This window comes from Dictyobacter sp. Z7_2 (assembly GCF_057551105.1).
This window is the reverse complement of sequence record NZ_BAAJPE010000001.1, coordinates 1,369,364-1,389,691: the sequence shown is the minus strand read 5'-3', so window position 1 is coordinate 1,389,691 and position 20,328 is coordinate 1,369,364. Positions and strand designations below refer to the sequence as shown.

17 protein-coding genes are annotated in these 20,328 nt (G+C 52.4%); 5 read left to right on the top strand and 12 right to left on the bottom strand.

Features of this window, described 5'->3' with window-relative positions; genetic code table 11:
* Window positions 1-92: 92 nt before the first annotated feature.
* On the bottom strand, window positions 93-1,262 hold the full coding sequence (locus AC27N8_RS05300; protein WP_487064685.1) for an ArsR/SmtB family transcription factor: 1,170 nt from the start codon (window positions 1,260-1,262) through the stop codon (window positions 93-95).
* A 254-nt stretch (window positions 1,263-1,516) separates the two neighbouring features.
* Here AC27N8_RS05300 and AC27N8_RS05295 point away from each other — a divergent pair, with 254 nt between their 5' ends.
* The 3 genes from AC27N8_RS05295 to AC27N8_RS05285 are packed head-to-tail and all read left to right on the top strand — an operon-like array spanning window position 1,517 to window position 4,763.
* Entirely contained in the window at window positions 1,517-3,130 is a 1,614-nt protein-coding gene (locus AC27N8_RS05295) for an N-acyl-D-amino-acid deacylase family protein (protein WP_487064683.1), read from the top strand.
* A 37-nt stretch (window positions 3,131-3,167) separates the two neighbouring features.
* On the top strand, window positions 3,168-4,280 hold the full coding sequence (locus AC27N8_RS05290; RefSeq protein ID WP_487064681.1) for an alanine racemase: 1,113 nt from the start codon (window positions 3,168-3,170) through the stop codon (window positions 4,278-4,280).
* A gap of 24 nt (window positions 4,281-4,304) precedes the next feature.
* Window positions 4,305-4,763, top strand: coding sequence for a RidA family protein (locus tag AC27N8_RS05285; protein WP_487064679.1), 459 nt, complete (start codon window positions 4,305-4,307; stop codon window positions 4,761-4,763).
* 20 nt (window positions 4,764-4,783) lie between these two features.
* On the opposite strand, the gene AC27N8_RS05280 is transcribed toward AC27N8_RS05285, so the two are convergent.
* The 5 genes from AC27N8_RS05280 to AC27N8_RS05260 all read right to left on the bottom strand — a co-directional run bounded on the left by AC27N8_RS05280 (window position 4,784) and on the right by AC27N8_RS05260 (window position 7,752).
* Window positions 4,784-4,918 (bottom strand): hypothetical protein, encoded by a 135-nt coding sequence (locus AC27N8_RS05280; protein WP_487064677.1) that lies wholly within the window; start codon window positions 4,916-4,918, stop codon window positions 4,784-4,786.
* Window positions 4,919-4,967: 49 nt separating this feature from the next.
* The gene (gene sigZ / locus AC27N8_RS05275) at window positions 4,968-5,633 is read right to left on the bottom strand and encodes an RNA polymerase sigma factor SigZ (RefSeq protein WP_487064675.1); all 666 of its coding nucleotides are present in this window, start codon (window positions 5,631-5,633) and stop codon (window positions 4,968-4,970) included.
* Between the two features lie 69 nt (window positions 5,634-5,702).
* The gene (locus AC27N8_RS05270) at window positions 5,703-6,194 is read right to left on the bottom strand and encodes an arsenate reductase ArsC (protein ID WP_487064673.1); all 492 of its coding nucleotides are present in this window, start codon (window positions 6,192-6,194) and stop codon (window positions 5,703-5,705) included.
* Window positions 6,191-6,946, bottom strand: a complete 756-nt coding sequence (locus AC27N8_RS05265; RefSeq protein WP_487064671.1) for an MIP/aquaporin family protein — start codon at window positions 6,944-6,946, stop codon at window positions 6,191-6,193. Before AC27N8_RS05265 ends, AC27N8_RS05270 begins: the two co-directional genes overlap by 4 nt.
* Window positions 6,947-6,966: 20 nt before the next feature.
* A complete protein-coding gene (locus tag AC27N8_RS05260) occupies window positions 6,967-7,752 on the bottom strand; it encodes an arsenate reductase/protein-tyrosine-phosphatase family protein (RefSeq protein WP_487064669.1) in 786 nt (261 codons plus the stop codon).
* A gap of 281 nt (window positions 7,753-8,033) precedes the next feature.
* Here AC27N8_RS05260 and AC27N8_RS05255 point away from each other — a divergent pair, with 281 nt between their 5' ends.
* Window positions 8,034-8,210 (top strand): hypothetical protein, encoded by a 177-nt coding sequence (locus AC27N8_RS05255; protein ID WP_487064667.1) that lies wholly within the window; start codon window positions 8,034-8,036, stop codon window positions 8,208-8,210.
* Window positions 8,211-8,232: 22 nt separating this feature from the next.
* Here the strand turns inward: AC27N8_RS05255 and AC27N8_RS05250 are convergent, their stop codons facing one another.
* From AC27N8_RS05250 to AC27N8_RS05235, 4 genes are all read right to left on the bottom strand, one after another.
* Window positions 8,233-8,844, bottom strand: a complete 612-nt coding sequence (locus AC27N8_RS05250) for a hypothetical protein (RefSeq protein WP_487064665.1) — start codon at window positions 8,842-8,844, stop codon at window positions 8,233-8,235.
* 319 nt (window positions 8,845-9,163) lie between these two features.
* Window positions 9,164-10,813 carry a glycosyl hydrolase gene (locus AC27N8_RS05245; RefSeq protein ID WP_487064663.1) on the bottom strand — a complete coding sequence of 550 codons (1,650 nt, stop codon included), beginning with the start codon at window positions 10,811-10,813 and terminating at the stop codon, window positions 9,164-9,166.
* A 316-nt stretch (window positions 10,814-11,129) separates the two neighbouring features.
* Window positions 11,130-12,665: a glycosyltransferase family 39 protein gene (locus AC27N8_RS05240; RefSeq protein WP_487064661.1), complete on the bottom strand. Its 1,536-nt coding sequence runs from the start codon at window positions 12,663-12,665 to the stop codon at window positions 11,130-11,132.
* Window positions 12,666-12,676: 11 nt separating this feature from the next.
* Entirely contained in the window at window positions 12,677-16,795 is a 4,119-nt protein-coding gene (locus tag AC27N8_RS05235; protein ID WP_487064659.1) for a glycosyltransferase, read from the bottom strand.
* An 875-nt stretch (window positions 16,796-17,670) separates the two neighbouring features.
* Between AC27N8_RS05235 and AC27N8_RS05230 the strand changes: the two genes are divergently transcribed.
* Window positions 17,671-18,264 (top strand): HdeD family acid-resistance protein, encoded by a 594-nt coding sequence (locus AC27N8_RS05230; protein ID WP_487064657.1) that lies wholly within the window; start codon window positions 17,671-17,673, stop codon window positions 18,262-18,264.
* 78 nt (window positions 18,265-18,342) lie between these two features.
* Here the strand turns inward: AC27N8_RS05230 and AC27N8_RS05225 are convergent, their stop codons facing one another.
* The gene (locus tag AC27N8_RS05225) at window positions 18,343-19,359 is read right to left on the bottom strand and encodes an NADPH:quinone oxidoreductase family protein (protein WP_487064655.1); all 1,017 of its coding nucleotides are present in this window, start codon (window positions 19,357-19,359) and stop codon (window positions 18,343-18,345) included.
* 84 nt (window positions 19,360-19,443) lie between these two features.
* A complete protein-coding gene (locus AC27N8_RS05220; RefSeq protein ID WP_487064653.1) occupies window positions 19,444-20,070 on the bottom strand; it encodes an HD domain-containing protein in 627 nt (208 codons plus the stop codon).
* Window positions 20,071-20,328: the final 258 nt, after the last annotated feature.

The following is a 20,328-nucleotide window of genomic DNA, read 5'->3' as shown; positions in this document are numbered from 1 at the left end:
GATATGGTTCAAATGGACGCTGGACATTTTATGATTCAAAGACCTCAAGAGCTCAACTAGAACAGAAGAAAAATTATGTTATTGAATCGAAGCTAAAATGCTGTCTTGGACGGTGGGAGCAGAAAGTGCTGACTCGCTTGCAGTTGCCTCGACAATTCCTCCCGTTGGAGTATGAGATGGGTCCGATGGGCTTGGCGCTCCATACGGATGAGCCCCGCGTGGAGGAGCGGAGCCAGATGATGCGAGACGGTGGCTCCGCTGAGATTCAGCGCCGCGGCCAGTTCTTGCTGGTAGTAGGGGCGCTCAGCCAGCAGGTGGAGCAGACGCAAACGGGAAGGATCGGCGAGCAGAGAGAAGAGCGTGGCCCACTGTTCGGGGGTTCCGCTCCCGGTCCCGAGTGTGGTGAGGTCACGTCCGGGCTTGCGCTGTGGGGTAAGTACACGCTGAGAGCCAATGAGCAGAATGCATGGTTCATAAGTGCTGTTGCCAAGCAACGGGCGAGTGATTTCATGGACGTATGAGGTGACGGTGCGCTCCAGGAAAACCGATGGAGCAATGATGATCGGAGTGAAATCACTCAGGTTGAATCTCCCGATGATTTTTGCACGTAGTGGCGACTCTGTGCTGAGTTCTGCTTGCAGGCGGCGCACAGCCTGTTCTCGCTCTTCTTGAATCTGTCCTTCGAGGGGGGCATAGACCTGTTCGTAGTAGCGACGTAGCATACTCAGCAGCTTGGAACGTGTGCTTTCAGTATCCTGTAAGGCTTGAAGCAGGAGCATACGTTGTCTGCCGGTAAAGCGTAGGTAGCGATCTGCAAAAGTACGTGCCAACACTGGGTTTTGCTGGAGAGCAAGCAATGTCGCAGCGTCGAGAGGAGTCTCGGGATCAGTGGGTCCGTTAACGATGGCGAGACGCAGGAAGTCGAGAATGGGAAGGTGTGCCAGCACTGTCAGAAACGCTTCAGCGCTGTTCATCTGCTGGAGCAGCGGGATGAGTGCCATACTCGCCATGCCAAGCGAGAAGGGATCGGCAAACCAGCGGCGTATCTCCGGGAGCAGATCCGGTTGCTTGCTCTGAAGCCAGGCGATCGTTTCTCCTCTCCATTCGTGCCAGCGCCCCTTCTGAGAAGGCCTTGCTAGAACACGCAAACTTTCAAGCAGATCATAGAGAGGCGAGGAATCGAGGGACAGTGGGACCTCGCCCTCAAGTTCGATCACTGGCATGGGGCGCAAGGAATAAGCATCATGACTGAACTGTGACATAGCGGACCTCCCGTAGTAACTTTAGATATATATCTAAAGTTACTACAGAAAAGTAGGTATGTCAAGAGGGCCGTATTTTGTCTCGTGCAAGTGTGTTTGTCCTCGTTGCCGCTTTGGTTCGCTTGACCTAAGTACGCTAATTGGATGTTGCCCCGCTGGATCTGGCAAAATGTGAAATAGCGTTGTCTGATGACCGGTAGCGAATAAGTAGTATACTAATGGCAGAGAAATCCTGTGAAAGGAGCGTGCTTGTCATGTATGATCTGCTGATTCGTGCCGCTCGTATCGTGGACGGCAGTGGAAAAGCCGCCTTTGTGGGTGATGTTGGCGTGGTTGGTGAGCGTATTGTGGCGGTAGGAGCCTCTCTAGAGGGAGAGGCGCAGCGTATCCTTGTGGTGGATAATCAAGTTGTGTCGCCTGGATTTGTTGATGCTCATACGCATGATGATCGAGTAGTGATGAGGGAGCATATCGCGCTGCCGAAGGTTCATCAGGGGATTACTACGCTGGTGATCGGCAACTGCGGCTTCAGTATGGCACCGACCGTCCCGCGACACATGCAAGCAATGCAACTCTACGCCTCGGCTGTGCTTGGTACCGATGATCAGCCCTGGGACTGGCCGACGATGGGGGCATTCATGCAGGCATTAGATGCTCAACCGCTGGGCCAGCATGTGCGTGTGTTGCTTGGACATACAGCTGTGCGCGTGGCTGTGATGGGTTTTGATGCACGTGCGGCGAGCGAGCAGGAGATGCTGGCTCAGGAGGCGCTGGTCGCCGAAGCGATGCAAGCGGGAGCGGCGGGACTCTCGCTGGGATTGATGTATGTGCCTGGTATGTATGCTCCCAGGACCGAACTGCTGCGTCTCGCTCGGATTGTGAGTCGTTATGGAGGAGTGATCACCTCGCATATGCGTGGCGAGGGAGATCAGATGCTCTCCTCCTTAGAGGAAATGATTGCTCTGGCGGAACAGGCCAACGTTGCAATTCATATCAGTCACCTGAAGATCATTGGACGTCGCAACTGGGGAAGCATCAGTCGGGCTCTAGACCGTATTGCGGAGGCGAGAGCACGCGGGATTTCTATCACCGTTGACATGTATCCCTACACCGCTGGCTCAACGACGATCACGCAGATCCTGCCTCCCTGGCTGCTGGAGGGTGGTCTGGAGCAGACGCTGCGCAGTTTGCAGGACCCTGCCGTGCGCCGTCGTGTCTGTCAGGATTTTGTACATGGCCTGCCCGGCTGGGAGAATCAAGTGGAGATGCTGGGATGGGAGCGTATCGTGCTGGCGAGTATGCAGCACGAGGCTAATCGCGCTCTGGAGGGATTAACTATCGCCGAGGCCGCCACGCAACTTGGCCTTACGCCCGAAGAGGCGCTTTTTCGTCTCCTGTTAGAGGAGGAGGGGCGGATTACGATCGTTGTTTTCTCCATGCATGAGCACGATGTGGATCAGGTGATCCAATCATCTTTTGCCATGATCGGCTCTGATGGTCTGCCATTACGCTCGGGACGTCCACATCCGCGTCTCTACGGTACCTTTCCGCGCTACCTGCGGCGTTATGTGCGCGAGCTCAAAAGTCTGACATTAGCAGAAGCTATCCATAAAATCACCGCCTTCCCGGCTGAGCGTTTTGGCATGGCCGATCATGGCCTGATCCAGGAGGGCAAGCTTGCTGATCTGGTGATCTTTGATCCAGAGACTATTGGTGATCGTGCCACCTACAGCGAGCCGCAGAGCTATCCAGAAGGTATCTCCGCCGTGATCGTGGCGGGCAGAGCGGTTGTACTTACCAATCAGCTTCAGGCAGAGTATCCTGGCCATCTGCTTGCGACCGGTCGTCGGGATGTGGCACAGGATTGATTATCATGCAGATATGTTTGTGTGTAAGGAGTAAGAAATGTCCTTGATTAATAGCCGTGTGGAGGAGATCGATACACCGGCTCTGTTGGTAGATTTTGCTCGCCTGGATGCCAATATTGCACGCTTTGCTACTATCGCCAAGAACGCGGGCGTGAAGCTACGTCCACACATCAAGACGCACAAAACGCGTGAGATTGCTCGCATGCAGCTTGAGGGCGGTGCGGTTGGTCTGACATGTGCTAAATTGAGCGAAGCTGATATCTATGTAGAAAATGGTGTGAGAGACATCTTTGTTGCCTATCCTGTGATCGGACGTGAGAAGGCTCGCCATGCGGCCCAACTGGCCAGTCGTTGTCGCTTAATCGTTGGAGTTGAAAGTGCCATCGGCATCCAACACTTGTCGGAGGCTGCCAGCGCGGCCGGTGTCACATTAGATGTGCGTCTTGAGCTCGACTCGGGACTCAAGCGTACTGGCGTGTTGCCCGAGGCTGCCGAAGCGTTATGTCGTCAAGTGCTGGCTGCGCCGGGCTTGCGCCTGGATGGTATCTTTACTTTCCGTGGCACCTCTTTTCCGGGTGCTCCGTCCAAAGATGCCAACGAATTAGGTCTCATGGAGGGGATGTGGATGGTTGAGCAGGCCGAGCATCTGCGTGCGGCTGGCATTCCCATTGAAGCTATCAGTGTTGGTTCGACTCCTACATCGACCGCAGCGGCCCACGTCCCCGGCGTGACCGAAGTGCGGCCCGGAACATACGTTTTTTTCGATCGCATGACCACGCGTGCCGGTATCAGTACGCCGGTTGAGATAGCTTTGTCGGTGCTGGCGACCGTCGTAAGTCGTCCCTCAGAGGATAGCGCCGTCATTGATGCGGGCTCAAAAACCTTCTGTGGCGACATCATTCCCGCGAACGCTGGCCTGGACGGCTATGGAGTGACCGTCGATGGGCGACGTGGTATCGTCGAACGCATGAGCGAGGAGCATGGCATTGTACGTCTGGCCCCAGGCTTTTCACCCGCCATTGGCGATAAACTGCTCTTTTTTCCCAATCACGTCTGTACCTCGGTCAACCTTTCCGACGAACTGATAGTTGTGCAGGGTGGTATGGTAAAAGAGGTATGGCCTGTCGCGGCACGTGGCCGACGACAGTAGCAGCAACGAAAGGATCAATCGAACATGTCTTTTGAAGGACGTATCCAGGAATTAGGCTTAACAATTCCCCCCACCCCGAAACCGGCCGCCAACTACGTGCCAGCCGTCAAGAGCGGCAAACTGATCTTTGCATCCGGACAGACACCCATCGTCGACGGCAAACTCACGATCCAGGGGAAACTCGGTCGTGACGTCACTATCGAAGAGGGACAACAGGCTTCACGTATCGCCTTACTCAATTGCTTATCTGCGATCCGCAGCGTGGCCGGCAGCCTTGACGAAATCACGCGTATCGTCAAATTGAACGGCTCAGTCGCCTCAGCCGAAGGCTTCGGTGGACAGCCACAGGTCATCAATGGAGCCTCCCTGCTCCTGGAAGAGATATTTGGCGAGGCCGGCAAGCACGCACGAGCAGCTCTTGGCCTCGCCGAATTGCCTGGCGGTGCACCAGTAGAGATCGAACTTATCGTAGAAGTGCGGTAGCAAGGCGTCATCCTGGCGGGTTAGATCACTACGTCAACGGGCTGGGTCTCCCGGGGAGTACAGCAGATTGGACCACAACAATCTGGACCACAGCAGTCTGGCTCACAACAAGGTACCTCTTGCGGCTGCTCATCGGTTTGAGGAACTATATTCATGACATCTTTCCTTTCCAGAAATACGCGGAGGAGAGCACTCTGCTACCTCTCAAATTTCTGTACTTGGAGAGACGTATCTGCTTCCAAAAGGATGCATGTCTGTAGCTGCTGCTAAAGGCTCTTGTCGTCTGGTACACGCGTTTTGTTCGGGATGACAGGTCGCTTCCGCGCAGCATTGGCAGCGCGGCTGATAGTTCAGGATATGACCTCGGCGATCCAGCTCAAAGTGGCAGCAATCGAGGAGTTGCTGTTTCAGCTTTTCGCGTGCCCTTTGTACTCTTGATTTTGCACCTGAAAAGGAAAGTCCCAGGCGCTCGCCCAGCTCTTTCTGGGTGAGTCCCTGATATTCTGTCAGCACGAGTGCTTGACGATCTTGCTCCGGAAGATTTTTTACCATTGCGCGTACGCAAGGCAACAACTCGGTGACCACATCATCATCCGGGAGCTCATCGGCGAGATCGAGCGCGTGTGCGGCATCAAGCGTCAGCTCTGGCCTGGTGCCGCGATAGTAGTCGATGATCGTGTTCCGCGTGATCTGATAGATCCAGCTTTCCAGCCGCTTGACATCTTGTAGCGCCTCGATGCGCTGATGAATCTTGAGAAAGACGTCCTGGAGGAGATCCTCCGCGGTGACCTCGTCGGCAATGCGTCGACGAATGAATCGATATAAAGGCTGGTGGAAGTCTTTCCATACTTGTTCAGTTGTCGTTATCATCTTTTCTCCTCGTACCGCATCATGTTTCTCTCTGGAAAGACGGACGCATCACCAAAAGGACGCACGAGATTATTCCTGAGCTTTGGCTGCGGCATACAACTGGTCCAGTAATGTGATCGGCTGGAGCTTTAAGAATTGATGGATACGAGCATCAATCAGATCACGTGCCCGTCGAAACGCCGCGAGACGTTCAGTTTTACTGCCCTCGACGCGACTTGGATCGCTGAAGCCCCAATGTACTTGTCGCCGAGCGTTGGGAAAAAATGGACAGGCTTCAGCTGCTTCGTCACACACCGTCACCACCAGATCCATAGGAGGCTGTGCGCGAAACTCGTCCATGCCTTTGGAGCGGTGTCCACTGATATCAATCCCGACCTCCTCCATAACCTCGATGGCAAGTGGATGGACGATCCCGGGCTCCGTGCCCGCGCTAAAAACAGTGTAAGTAGCGCCTCCGCGTGCTCGTAGTAATCCTTCGGCCATCTGAGAACGAGAAGAATTGTGCGTGCATAAAAATAAGATACGCCAGGGGCTTTGTGGGATTTTTGGTATCTCGGTCATGATATTTGCTCCTCTGCATGTGTGATAACGATCTCCTGCTTTGCCTCACGTAGCCAGCGGTATACAAGTGCTCCAGCGATTGCTCCCAGGAATGGGGCGCTGAGATAGATCCATTGTGCATCCCAGGTGCCACTGATCAGTGCGGGACCAAGGGAGCGAGCTGGATTCATTGAGGCTCCAGAGATTGGTCCCGCAAAGAGGGCTTCAAGTGCGACTGTGGCTCCAATTGCCAGGGCCGCAGATTGTCCGACCGCACGTGTATCGGTTGCCATCGCCATGATCACTACCATTAAAAAGAAAGTAAGCACAGTTTCGAAGAAGAATGCTTGCCACTCTCTGCCACCTCCGGTGGGGAGTGTCGTGCCAAGATGGTTGCTCTCACCCAGGAGGAGGCGCAAGCAAAGAGCTGCCAACGAGGCGCCTACCAATTGTGCACCCCAGTAGATCCAGAGGCGTCGCATCGAGAAGTGACGCGCCAGCACAAATGCGAGCGTGACCGCTGGATTGAAATGGGCTCCACTGATATGGCCGAAGGTGTAGATCATGACAGTGATGATCAGGCCAAAGACAAGACTAATCCCTACATGCGTGATCTGTCCGTGGCTTTGCGTATCAATCATGATGGCTCCGCAGCCCGCAAAGACCAGACCAAAGGTGCCAATCCCCTCAGCCAGTGCACAGGACCAGAGTGGGATTGGCTCGGTGTGCTCAACACGTTCTGTAGGATGATCCGTTATAAGTGAATAGCTCATTGGATGTATTGGCCTCTCTTTTAGAGTGGGTGATTGTGTTCGCGCTCTAAGAGTGTCAGCAAGACGCGAATGCGCGTTGCAAGTTGAAGAGCTGTTTGTTCAAAGGAATGGTAGCGTACATCCTCAGATCCTTCGATTAGAGCGGGATCGGAGAAGCTCCAGTGAATCCGTTCAGGGTCGTCGGGGAAGGCCGGACAGACCTCGCGTACACGATCACAGACTGTAATGATGGCATCGAAATGTTGTCCCAGGAATGCATCAAAATGCTTTGGCCGTGCCTGACTCATCTCGATCCCTACCTGCTCCATGGCACGCCGCGCCAGCGGATGGACCTTTGCTGCTGGATGACTTCCAGCACTCCATGTTTCAACCTTCCCATGACCAATCGAGCGCAGGAGCGCCTCCGCCATTTGCGAGCGAGCGCTATTCTCGGTACAGAGAAATAGTACGCGGAGCCGTGCTTGCGATGGACTATCTAATGGGTCCCTGTCGTCTCGATTGGCCCACCTGGGGGAGAGCGTGGGATGAAGTTGCTCTCCTGCTTGCAGATAAAGTGAGCGAAACTGTTCCAGATCCAGACTGTAGTAGATTGAGCGTTCATCGGCATTACTCTTGCGCTCGGTTACCAGATTTCCTCCTCGGAGCTGTCGCAGATGGTACGAGACAAGATTTTGGGGTAGGTTGAGATAGGCGACCAGTTCCTGGACACGATAGTCTGAGCGAGCCAGACGTGTCAGGAGGTTCCAGCGTACGGAATGTCCTACGAGTTTGAGTATCTCAGGCGGCGTTGCCAGTACATGTTCCATCTCTCTATCCTCCAATCTGGTTTGCATCAATTTGCTTTGATGTAAATCAGTGTAGCAAAAGATCTCCGGAAAAGCAAGGAGAGAGGTTTTTTGAGCTCAATGTTTTGAGCGAAAAGAAGATCGGTGCCATTTTTTCTGGATTGACTGATAGTTTGTTCATATAGATTGGTAAGGCTATGTTAATAGATTTTAGCCGATATAGATGCCAATTAATTAGATAGAGAGTACTTCTGATACGTCTATTATATAGGAGTCATGATATGTGTTGAAGGAGGATTGCGATGATCGATTATGTTATTGTAACGACAACCGGAACACTTTTGCTTATCCTCTGGGTAATCCGGCGTATTACCACCCCATTCCGCTGTAATTGTGGCTATCAGACGATTTTTTCGCGCTCGTTTAAGCGACACTTGATGACAGGCCACAAGTGGATCGATAACCATCAACTCAAATGATGTTATGATGGATATCCATCAACTATGCCTGCTTCGGGCCTGCTTGATGGATATCTATGGCTGGGGATCTGCTTTGTTCGTTGTCTGATGCCGCTACGACCACTACTTCTATCTCCAGCAGGCATTTGTTGATGCGCTTCTCTTTCCGCGTGGAGGATGCATCGAAGAGAAAAAAGTCGATCGGACGCCACAGGATGACCCAGAAGGCGAGCGTAAATCCCTCGCTGAACAGCGCGCTGAAAAATGTAGGGAGCGCCAGTGCTTTCTCAATCGAGGTGGGGAGGAAGAGTCCGCCGGAAAGAAATAGGATGCCTACCAGTAATGCCTGAAATGCTTCGCGGTGGAGTTGCATGCTGGCACGGCGATCTTGTTCCGCTTTAAAAAGAGTATAGCGCCGTATTGCCTCTTTGATGCGTGTTGCCACAGTGGGCTCAATCTGGTCGCCGGGCAAGAAAATCGTGACCCTGGTCTTGCTGGCACGATGAAGGATGCTTGGCCTGAGCGCTGTTTGGATGGATAGAATGCCCGGCACAAAGCGCACGCGTGGCGAAAATGGATCAGGTGTGGGGATGGTAAATAGCTCAGAGATAGTCTCAAGATGGATGCTAATCTCCTGGTACGGTTTTTGTTGCATCGCATAGCCCTCCCCTCACCAGTATACGAGAGCCTCCAAACCAAAAGCCGTGTCGGACGCTTGTGCCCAATACTGTTACGTGAAGGAATCATCACCCCCAAAGAGATTAAGCCAGCCGACGTAGCGGCGCGGCTCCGCCGTGCTGTCTGTAACACGTACGATAATGTTGCCCATGGGGTTCCATTGAGAGACGCCCCCAGGCCGAATCATACGATTCACAGACAGCACGGCGGAGCCGCGCCGCTACGTTGATGAGCGTTTGCGCCGTAGGTGAAGAGGGATTTCTCCCCCTCTTCACCTATGGCGCAAACGCTCGATGTTATTTCCAGACGATATTGTCGATGTAGATGGTGCCAGAGTAGTTCTGACCGCCTGTATTGACAAACTGGATGCCCATATGGAAGGTTGGAGTAGGCACGTTAGCTGGAACGACATACGTCAATTTGGTCCATTTGCCTGCAGCAAGGGCGACCATGGAGTCCGCATGCCATTCGTGATATGTGTCCTCGATATAGATGTGCGCCGATACTGCTGCCGAGTTGGCGGGCACATACACATACGCTGTTAAGGTCTGACCTGGTAGCGGACTGGGCTTACCCTGCGTTCCTCCGGCGATATCGGTCTGATGGTAGCCGGCCTTTGTGAGGTTGTGATAAGAGACCTGTAGCGCATGCTTACCAACATAAGCAAACTTCGTACTATTCATCAAGCTCACGCTTGTATCGTAGCCGCCCCAATCATCGAGTGTACCATCCTCAAAGGAAGCGGAATAGGCTCCCTTGATTGGAGTGGAGACTGTGCCCGGTTTCCCTGTAGTCAGTGTTGGGGTTGGAGTGACCGTCGGATGTGCCGTTGGCGTGCTGGTCGTGGTGGAGGTTGGTTTCGGGGTGGTTGAGACTCCACCGGTGGTCGGTGTTGCCGTAGGAGCCAGGGTGGGAGCTACGGTAGGTGTGCTTGTGTTTGCTGTTCCTGTCAACGTGGTTGGATCAACGAGAGCTCCTTTATAATTTGATGAGGCGACGACCTGACGATAGGCTTGCAGTGAGGCGGAAGAGGAATCGACACGCCAGTCGGTCTCTTTGTTGAAATCGAACCAGACGATGAGCTTGAGCTGCGAGTAGTGATCAGGGATCTCTTGAAAGAAAGCTTGCTGAATCCAATCGGCCTTATTGCCGCCTTGCTCGGTCGAGCCAGTCTCAGCGACCATCACCGGCTTGCCGGAGGCCAGCGCAACCAGCTTGTCATAGGAATCCTTGAAGGTTGTATCGAAGGAGTCCCAGCGCGAGTACGAGTGGACGGTGCCCCAGTTATAGCCATCCAGGCCGACCCAATCGACATAGTTGTTGCCGGGATACATTGGCGTAAAATCTCGACAGGCGCCGGCGCAGATCGTATTGGGCGAAAAGACGAACCAGCCATTCTTCATGCCATCCTGCCGCATCAGCGTGACAACGTGCCGCCACATCGCGATAAAGGACTCGTTCGTATTGCCATTTTGGCCGGGACCAAAGCCCATCCAGTCGCCATTCATCTCCCAATCCATGCGATAGAAGAACGGTTTCCCCCAGGCTGCGGCGGCGCGGGCGAATGCATGTAGCGAGGGATCAATTGCGCCATTGGCGATCTGAGCGTCGGTATACTGCGATGGGTTACCCGATGAGATCAAGGGGACGACACCACGACTACTGAAGGCATTCATCTGTTGTGTATTGAAGGGGTCCGTCATCGAAACATACCATTCAGCGGCTGCAGGAGTTCCTCCCACCTGTTTCGAGTAGGCGTCGAGCAGAGCTGGAGCCTGTCCCGGGAAGCCATCGACAGCGACTCCCAGCGAGCGTGGTGGCTGAGGATTTAAGATCTCGGCCAATGTGGTATGTAGAGGGGTAACTAATAAAATACTGGTAGAAATAATCAGCACCAGTATTACAGCGACAAAGCCTAAAAAACGCGGCTGACGGAATATCTTCATGCACTATTGCCTCACTTCACAAACAAAGAAATCACCGTACAAAAAAAATAATGGTGATTTCTTTGTAAAAATATCTACGAATCTATCTCATCACTACACTTCAATTAACAATAGCGTATAATGGCAAAGGAGAAATCCACTACTTTGAACGCATTCGTACTATAAAAATACCCTGATAGTACTAGAGAAGCGACTATTTGAAAACAGAGCTCCTTAGCAATCAGGTGCTGCACATGCTTTTCTGTGCTGATTGGTGCACGGCAGCAAAATGCCTGACAGGATGTGCCTGCCAGGTATTTTGCTGCTCAATGGACATTTATGAGGATATATGTTTACGCCATATCCAGATATAGCCAGTGCCGTAAGCATCCTTATAGGGAACCTTTGCCACCAGATCGTAATTATGATCTGTGGCTATCTCGGAACGAATATACTGAGCGAGCGCCGCGTTGTAGCCAAAGCTCAGTTCGACAACGTTAAAGTAGCCATCTTTGAGTGCTGCGCTATAGGCGGGCCTGCCGCTCAGCTGTTGATGAGACTTATCCGTATAGGCGAAATAGTCCAGGCTATTCCATTGCCATGAAGAAGTGATCTGCTGCTGATAATAGCGATCGACATCATAGTCTTCCGCCAGATAATGACCGCTACCGGGACGTATCTGTGTTTCCAGCATATAGTTCATGTTTGAACTGGTGATCCACACGCTATAGAGATACTCGGATTGCTGGATACCTAACGAGAAAATGATCAGGAAGATAGCCACGCCCGACATCCAGTAATAGCTGGAGAAGATCCGCTTCTGATAGCGAGCAATAGAGGCAACCGCGTAGCCCATCAGAGGTGCGACAAACACCATGCCAAAGGCCAGATGCTTATCGAGCGAGACCAGCTCCCCTTTATAAAGATGATACGCTGGTGCCAGTAGTGCAGAGCCAAACAAGAGAAGTGGGATCAGTTTATGCTTCCACCCGAGGAGTATCAGGCCGAAGAGGCCCAGCAGCAATGCGATGCCGCTAAACTCCACGATGTGCGTGAGCAGAATCGAGGGCGGATTAGCGATGGCGGCCACACGATTGGTTGTGGTGCTGGTGATACCTGTCAGCACGTCTTTGCTCAGCGAAAAGAGCGCCGCACCACCAACCAGCAGAAACGTCAGCAAAGCCAGTCCCACACGTATAAACATCGCTCGCCAGCCTAGTTTCTCCAACGTAAACAGCGCGAGCAGGGCGAAGACCGATGGCACGAAAAGGAGACCGGCATATTTCGCGACCACGGCCAGAAACAATAATGGTCCAATTGCCAATGCCCACCACGGCGAGCGTGCCGAGCCTACCCGCATCGAGAGAGCCATCGCGGTGGTCAGGCAGAGCAAGCAGAGAGCATCGTACGTTGCCAGTCGTCCCAGGAAGAGGACGGGAGCCTGAAAGGCCAGGAGAATGGCCGCCCAGATCGCGTAATCGCGTCCCAGGAGCTTCCGGGTGATGTAGTAGGCGCAGACGGTAATCATCAGCATGCAAAGCAGACTGAAAGCGCGTGCCGCCTCCAGGCCACCGAGGATATCCAGTGCGCCCCCGATCACCGGATAAAAGTTCGGGTAGCCAGAAAAGTATTGCGCGTAGGGATCAAGCACGGGCGGACCGCCCAGCCAATGATGAACAATTTGTGAGCCTGCATACAGGTAGAGAGCTTCATCTTGAAAGGCGGTATTGCGTAACGTGCATAACGATATCAATGCTTGCAGACACAAAATGGCTGGAAGCGACCATTTAGATTCGGCTATTTGTGAGTAGAGATGCCGTTTCGTGATCTTTTTGGGAACAATCTTATCCGCCACCGGGAGAGTTTCTATCACAGTATCATCCTTTAATTTCCGCTACTCTGTTTTGTGGTCGAAGCATGTGACGTGTATTGTGCGTGCGTCAGGTCTGCAATGACATTTTCTAATGCATGCTTCGATGGTTGGTCGGATAACATTGACCACTGTCTATTTTCGGCGACCGTGGGATTGATATCGGGCGCTCCTTCATGGTAGATCAGAGCGTAGATATGCTGTACGTGATTGATCGCGCTGCCGACTCTGGTCAGCCAGGCGGCTTTTTGTGTGCTGCTGCCCGCGGCACTGATCTCGACAAACACTGGCTTGTCAGGATAACGGGTCGTGACGGCTTGCAGGGCTGTGGCTGGATCAACCCATTTTGTATGTGGATAACTGATCATGCTCAGCAGCACGGCGTTGATGGTGTTGGCTGGTGGCGCGTATGCCTGATCATGAGCTGGATCGGCTGGTGCCCAGACCCAGGCAACATTGTCTGCTCCGGCAGCCTTAAAGACAGCCTGTATATGCTTCCAGGCTCTGGGTGCGTCCTGGGGGATGCCTCCGTTGGCAACTGCCGATGAGATGGCCCAGTTGCGGTCGACGTGTAAGAGTACGGTCAGATAGACTGGCTTCTCATAGTTGCGGAAGCTTGTGGCCCAGCGTGTCAGCTCGGCATCGTGCAAGCCATTGGCGATCGCTGTCAGGCTGGCATTTGCAGGAGGAGCTCCACTGGCCGTTGGCGTGCCGAATTCTAATGTGATCCAGGGACGTGCATGCTGGCTTGCCAGCTGATCGGCCCATTGAACCTGAAATTGATCTCCAATATCCTGTGTCCGACCCACGATGGCAAAATGTGTATCAAGCGTTTGCTCCAGCTCGGCTGGCTTGTTCTGCAACAATTGCACTGGTAGCGATACGCCCAGCAATGGCTGCGCTGTGGCGGAAGGCGTGATGGTAAAAGGAGCGGCCTGTGAATTGTCGAGATGAAAATTGGCACTCGCGAAGATGACACAGGCGAGCAAGGCTGCCAGCGCCAGGTTCCAGAGTGGGCGTAAACTGGTCTCTCTTTCGCTCAGGCGAGCGGGATACGTCTGCTGTGTAGCCACCGCCACGCCCTGAGATTTTTTCTGGAAGCGGATATCCTGTATTCCCAGCCAGAGCACACTGGCAAGCATACAGAGCGAATAGATTACCCACATCTCACTGATAAAGCCAGAAGCTTGTTCGCGTCCATGTGAGAGCAAAGCCAGAGCAATACAGAACAGTCCAGCCAGCATAAAGAAGACGTAGACAAACAGATGGTTGTACGACTGCTGACTGCTTTTCTGCTTGGAGGTGACGCTGAAGCCGACTTTACGCTGGAGGATCACCGAGAGCAGGCTTTCGATCAGGACAGGGAAGCTTCCGAAGCCGATGATAATTCCGCGCAGTCCTGTGAGTCCGCGTCCAGTGTACCAGAGTGCGGCGATACTGACCAGCCAGTAGGGCAGGAAATGCCAGAGGAAAGCGTCCAGGGTGGAACCGTGTACCGCTGGCACTGCGGTGATGATAAAGAGCATCGGACTGATCAGGTAGATCAGGTCGCGTAAGCCACTGATATAGTGTGTACACGCCAGGAAATACTGGATACGCTGTGGCAGACTTAATCCATGCTTTTGCGGCAAAAAGATCTGACGCCAGTGCGTGCGCAGGACTCCCAGGGTCCCAATGGCCCAGCGGCGCTGTTGCTTGAGATACGAAGGCAGATCCAGTGGTCCCATGCCAGTGGCGAGGATATCGGTCAAAAAGACGCTACGCCAGAAGGAATGCAGCTCGATCGAGGCTGAGAAGTCCTCGGTCACCGAATCCTGAGGAAGCCCGCCGATCTGATCCAGGGCCTTGGCGCGGATGACTACGTTGGTGCCGCAGATGAAGGCGGAATTGAGTGCCGCTTTTCCAGGGCAGAGCAGATTATAAAACATCGATTGCTGATCGTCGGCCCAGCGTGCGACTGGATTGTCCAGATTGCTGTAATATTGACCCGTCTGGACCCATCCAACGGTGGGATCACCAAACGCTCGTGTCGTCTTCAATAAGAATTCAGGCTTGGCAATCTGATCTGCATCGAAGATGACCAATAAAGCATCGTCGGTGGCCTTCAGTTGCTGACGAGCGTGCTCGATATTGCCCGCCTTGGCACCGCCTCCAACTTTACGCGTGATGCAGGTCACGCCGAGACGTTGTGCCAGATCTTCCATCTCCTGCCAGTCTGGATTATTGGCGACATAGCCATCGTTACAAATCACGATGGTCACCTGTGCGTGTGGATAGTTTTCCAGATAGCGCTCACGTGCCTGCTGAGCTCCTCGGACACTCGGTTCGACGATGGCTGAGCCTTCGTTGACGGTGGGGATAAAAATGTAGATGGGATACTGTGAATGATCTTCCGTCAGGCGTAAGAAAGGACGCTTCCACGGCCACAAGGTATATTGGAAGCCGAGCGTGTGGATCGCTCCTAACGTCTCTGCTAGCAGGAGCGGGATCGCAATCCACCAGCCACCCCAGTTCGTCACCACGAAGCGCCAGCTGAGATAATCGATGCTGGCAATGCCTACCAGCATGCCCAGCAGCATCGACATCATACGCTGATCCGCCACATTTTTGTAGGTCAGGATGCTAAAGCCAACAAACAGAGCGCCGATCACTATCCAGGCACCCGGAAGTGTAAAGCTGATCCAGCCGATGGCGAAAATGATGACCACAATTGAGAGCGTCGTGAGTACACGGCTTTTTAGCGACTTATCTTTGACTGATCCTACTGTGGAAGGAGCCTCGACCAGCTCGGTAAACGCATCTTGCACGGGCGATGCCTGGATACGTTCAGCTACAGGGGCTGGCGGAAAGATGAAGCGGCTGACCAACAGATAGTCGAGTGCGGCTAGCAGCGCAAATACTACCACGTTAAACGATTGCCAGATACTCGGAAATGCGTTAGCAAAAAAAATCAGCAGAGCGGCACAGAGGATATTCAGCACAGCCAGCGCGCCAAACTTCCAGATCCGTCCAGCGGCAGGGACCTCGCGGAACAATCTGCCCATATGCTGGAGCGCCATCAGCCCTTGCTGCATATTGGCCTTACTCTGGCCATGTTCTCGCTGCTGAAAATGATAGGGGACTTCAACCAGATCCTCCCAGGGACAGCGGATTAAGATCTCCAGGAGAATCTTATAGCCAATCGGACGGAGCGTGACGTTGTTCAGGATTGAGCGCCTGAAGAGGAAAAAGCCGCCGAGTGGATCGGAGACACGTCCTAATTGGGTTGGGAACAAGATTTTTGCTGTCCACTTGAGTCCCACTGAGAACATTAGACGACTGACACCATCCAGGCCACCGTAGCTACCGCCCTTGATATAACGGCTCGCCAGGACAAGATCGACATCCTGCTTAATCGCCTCATCGTAGAAGACGCGTAGCTGCTCCGGCGGATGTTGCAGATCGGCGTCAATCACGGCGACATATTCTGCTTGTGCAACATGTAAACCAAGATCGACCGCCGTAGCCAATCCACCGGCCCGCTCGGGACCTTTGGGACGGTGTTCTAAGCGAATCGAGAAGAATGACGACTCAAGATGCTCGGCCGCCGTGGTAATGATCTCCGGCGTATCATCATCGCTATCATCGACAAAAATCACCTCGACCTTGACACCACTCAGCGCTTGCTTGAGTATCTTCAGGAGAGGGAGGACGTTATCGCGCTCGTTACGGGTAGGCGTGACGACGGTCAGGTCATAGAGATCTGACGTGGAGTATCTCAGACTGCCTGTGATGGGATCAGGTAAGACGGCTGTGATGCGTGGCTTGCTACCATCGCTGGCTAGCGGTGTACTCTTGTCGGAGCCGGGTTTTGGGAAGCGCAGCGTTGTTTCTAACGTATCTGATGTAGGGATGTCTCCATGCGCTTGCTTGTTCTTTTTGGATGTAGCGGGTAAGGCTGAACTTTTGACAACCTCGCGCTTTTGGGTGAGTTCGGTATCGTTATCGCTCTCGTGCGTGGTTGGATGCGCGGAAGCCGCCGCATCATGGGTGGAGGAAGCGTGGTCGTGATGCTCTTTGATATGCATGCGTGCGTAACTCGTATCAACACCCTTGATAGAATGGGATGGTGCTGATGTGGGTTTATTCATCATCTATAAGGCCCTTTGTATACAATATGAAAGAACACATGAGATATGAATATTTTCCAGGTATTAGCACAGAGCTCTATCATCATTGGCTGGCAGAAAATATTCACATGCAAATTGTTCTAAAAACGGCAACAGTTTTTTAGGTAATTAAGTTAATACATCATAGGTGCATCTCAGGATAAGATGGCAACAATGCCAGAAGGAGCCTGATCAAAGTGTGCTGGGATTGCGAAATCCAGTGGCGTCGATGCCTGAGGAGGAAAAAACAGATATATTTGGCACTGCCCGCAGGGTATGGCTGCTATGCCAGGTGAATATCAAACAAGGACCTATAATTTATCATAGTTGATTAAGTGGAGTACGATCGATGTAACACTCCATTGAAAATTATTTCTTAAGCCTTATAAACATGTTTACCATACATATTTATATATGTCAATATGTATAAGCTATTTTCCCACATTTTCCCATCGGTGTTGTTATTCTATCGCTGATTTTCAGACGAGCTTTTTATTTGAAATGCCAAAGTCATATGCTCTTACCTATCTTCTAAAAATGTGATGTGTCGCATCATTTATCGCTATGGAAGTTGCCGGTAGAATCATAACAGTGCTTATGTATCGTACAAATAATGTGCAGCAGCGCATAAATAATAGACAATATCTATAAATGATAGATGAGATAATATAAATACTTGACAAGCCATATTTGCCAACGTATACTTTTATGTATTGGTAGGCTAGCGAGATTTGGTGCTGGTTGCATCAATAGCGAGCCAGAGATGCGGTTGTTTCAACTTTTTGTGAGGCTAAAGTCGTTCTGTACATCTTTCTATGAATGCTGGTAAGAATAGCTATGCTGGAAGCAGGAGAAACATCATGCAGTTTACTATGAATCCAAACAGGCAGGTCTCGCGTCACTATTGGTGGAGTATCTTAATACGTGGAATTTTAGCTGTACTTTTTGGCTTTGCGACATTCCTCTGGCCGGGATTAACACTCTTCATATTAATCTTTTTCTTTGGGACGTACGCTCTGGTGGATGGCGTGGTGGCGGTACTTGTTTCGCTCCAGGAGCGTAAAAGTGCGCCTCAGTGGTGGATACTTCTCATCGAAGGTATCCTGGGTATTGCTTTCGGCCTGTTGACTTTCGCGTGGCCGGCGATCACCGCTCTGATCTTACTCTATCTTGTGGCCCTGTGGGCGATCTCAACTGGACTTTTCGAGATTGCTGCCGCCTTCTCACTGAGGCAATCGCATGGAGCCCTCGAATGGACTCTTGCTATTGCCGGGATTATCTCGGTCGTGTTTGGGGTGCTGTTGGTTATTCGGCCCGGGACTGGGCTCTTAAGTTTGATCTGGCTACTTGCTGTATATGCCTTTGTGTTTGGCATACTGCTAATTATTCGCGCCTTCCAATTCAGATCCTTTTCGCGAGAATATGAAGCGCATGAGCCGATTTCAGCTCGTTGACATGTCCTGGGTTAAACTGAACTCACAGGAGATTGTAGCCATATCATCTCCTGTGAGGCTAGTTGTTTGATTACTGCTCTAAGCTGTTGGGAAGGAATCCTGTCCCGATGGTTTGATATCTGTCGGCAGCAATACTACCTTGCCAGTGGCGCGACGTTCCATGATGTCATTGAGTGCCTGCGCAACCTCTTTGAGGGGATAGGTTTTGGAGATGTGTGGCTTGATCTTGCCTGAGACGAACCAGGCCAACAGTTCCTGTAGATTCTGCTGATTGCGCTGGCTTTCATACATGGCGAAGTTGCCCCAAAAGACGCCGACAATCGAGCAGCCTTTGAGCAAAGGGAGATTGAGGGGGATGCGAGGGATGTCGCCAGCGGCGAAGCCGATCACGAGATAGCGTCCGTTCCAGGCCATACTGCGCAGGGCCGGCTCGGTATAGGGACCGCCGACTGGATCGTAGACCACATCGACGCCCTTGCCGCCAGTCAGAGTCTTAAGACGTGTCCTGAGATCCTCTGTGCTGTAATTGATACACTCATCTGCACCATGCTCCTTGCAGACTGCTAGTTTCTCATCGCTCGATGCAGCCGCGATGACACGAGCTCCCATGATCTTCGCCAACTCGATGGCGGCCAATCCGACGCCACCAGCGGCGCCCAATACCAGTAGCGTCTCTCCCGCCCTGATCTGGGCACGATCCTTGAGCGCATGATATGAGGTACCGTAGGGCATGACTAATCCTGCGGCGGCGGCAAAGTCGACGCCCTCCGGGAGAGGAATCAGCATGTGGCTATCGACTGCAACCTCTTCAGCGAAGCCGCCGATATTGGTCGTGCCGATCACGCTGCTGCCTATCTGAACATGCTTGATGTTCTCGCCTACTGCCGTGACAATCCCGGCCACATCGCTGCCCGGAATGAATGGCAATGGAGGCTTGAATTGATATTTTCCCTGAATGATCAACGTATCAGGGAAATTGATACCGCTCGCTTTCACACGCACAATTACTTGATCTTTGCCCGGCATCGGAGCGTCCAGCTCCGCCAGCTCAAGCCCTTCTGGCGGACCATACGCTGTACATAAGACTGCTTTCATAGCAAATCATCTCCTTCTCAATCATTGAGGAACGGTTGTGGGATTCTATCTAGTGTACCATCCCCAGAGGATGTAGATAGAATTCTACAATAACGTCATCTCGCGGTAGATATTCTCTCTGGCCTGCACTTCCAGGATTGTATAGAGGGGCTCTGTTCTATAAATTCGTGGACGTTGCAGGAAGCTTTGTAGAACCTGTGCTCTGCCGGTCCGATAGGATGCCTCTGGCACCCAGCTATACTCCTGCCGGATCGCTTGAGCGTAGGCGTCGTAGCGCGAGGCCGGAGTGCCGAGGATTGTCAGATCAGTGTCCAGGAGGATCTGGCAATCTGGCATGTTGGCTATGGCTTGATGGGTTTTAGTGCTCAGAATCATCTGCGCGACGGCTTGAATTGTTTCAGAGGGGACTGTCAGGTCAGTTAGCATGTTTTGTGCATAGATAGCGCTCTGCTCTTCGTTATCGTTGGCGCGGGGATCGTAGACACTATCATGAAACCAGACTGCCAGCTGAATCGTTGGCAGATTGAGGATCTGGCTACGCAGCTTTTCGATCCATTGCAGCATCGCCTCAATATGCTCAAGCGTGTGATAGACCCGTTCTGGACCGCTGTAGGCTTCAACGAGTGCCATAAATGTGCCTTGAACACGCTCCTGATCATATGTAAATTGCTGGAGCAACTGTTCCCATGCATGCTGAAGTTGAGCTATCATCTTCGACTCTTCTCTCAATTGTTGGGGCTTCGCTCGGCACGGATGCCGGGAACCTTGTATCTCGAAGCGTTCTGATGGCAAAAAATGAATCACACCCAATCTGAAATGTGCAGTTGACAAATAAAAAAACGTTGAGTATCATTGCTTTTATGGATATGAAACGTTTCAATTCTGCATATGCGTTATTTTGTAGAAGATGTATCCCTCACGTATCCATTTCTGCTCGCATGATGTGAGCCATATCACCGGCAAATTTCT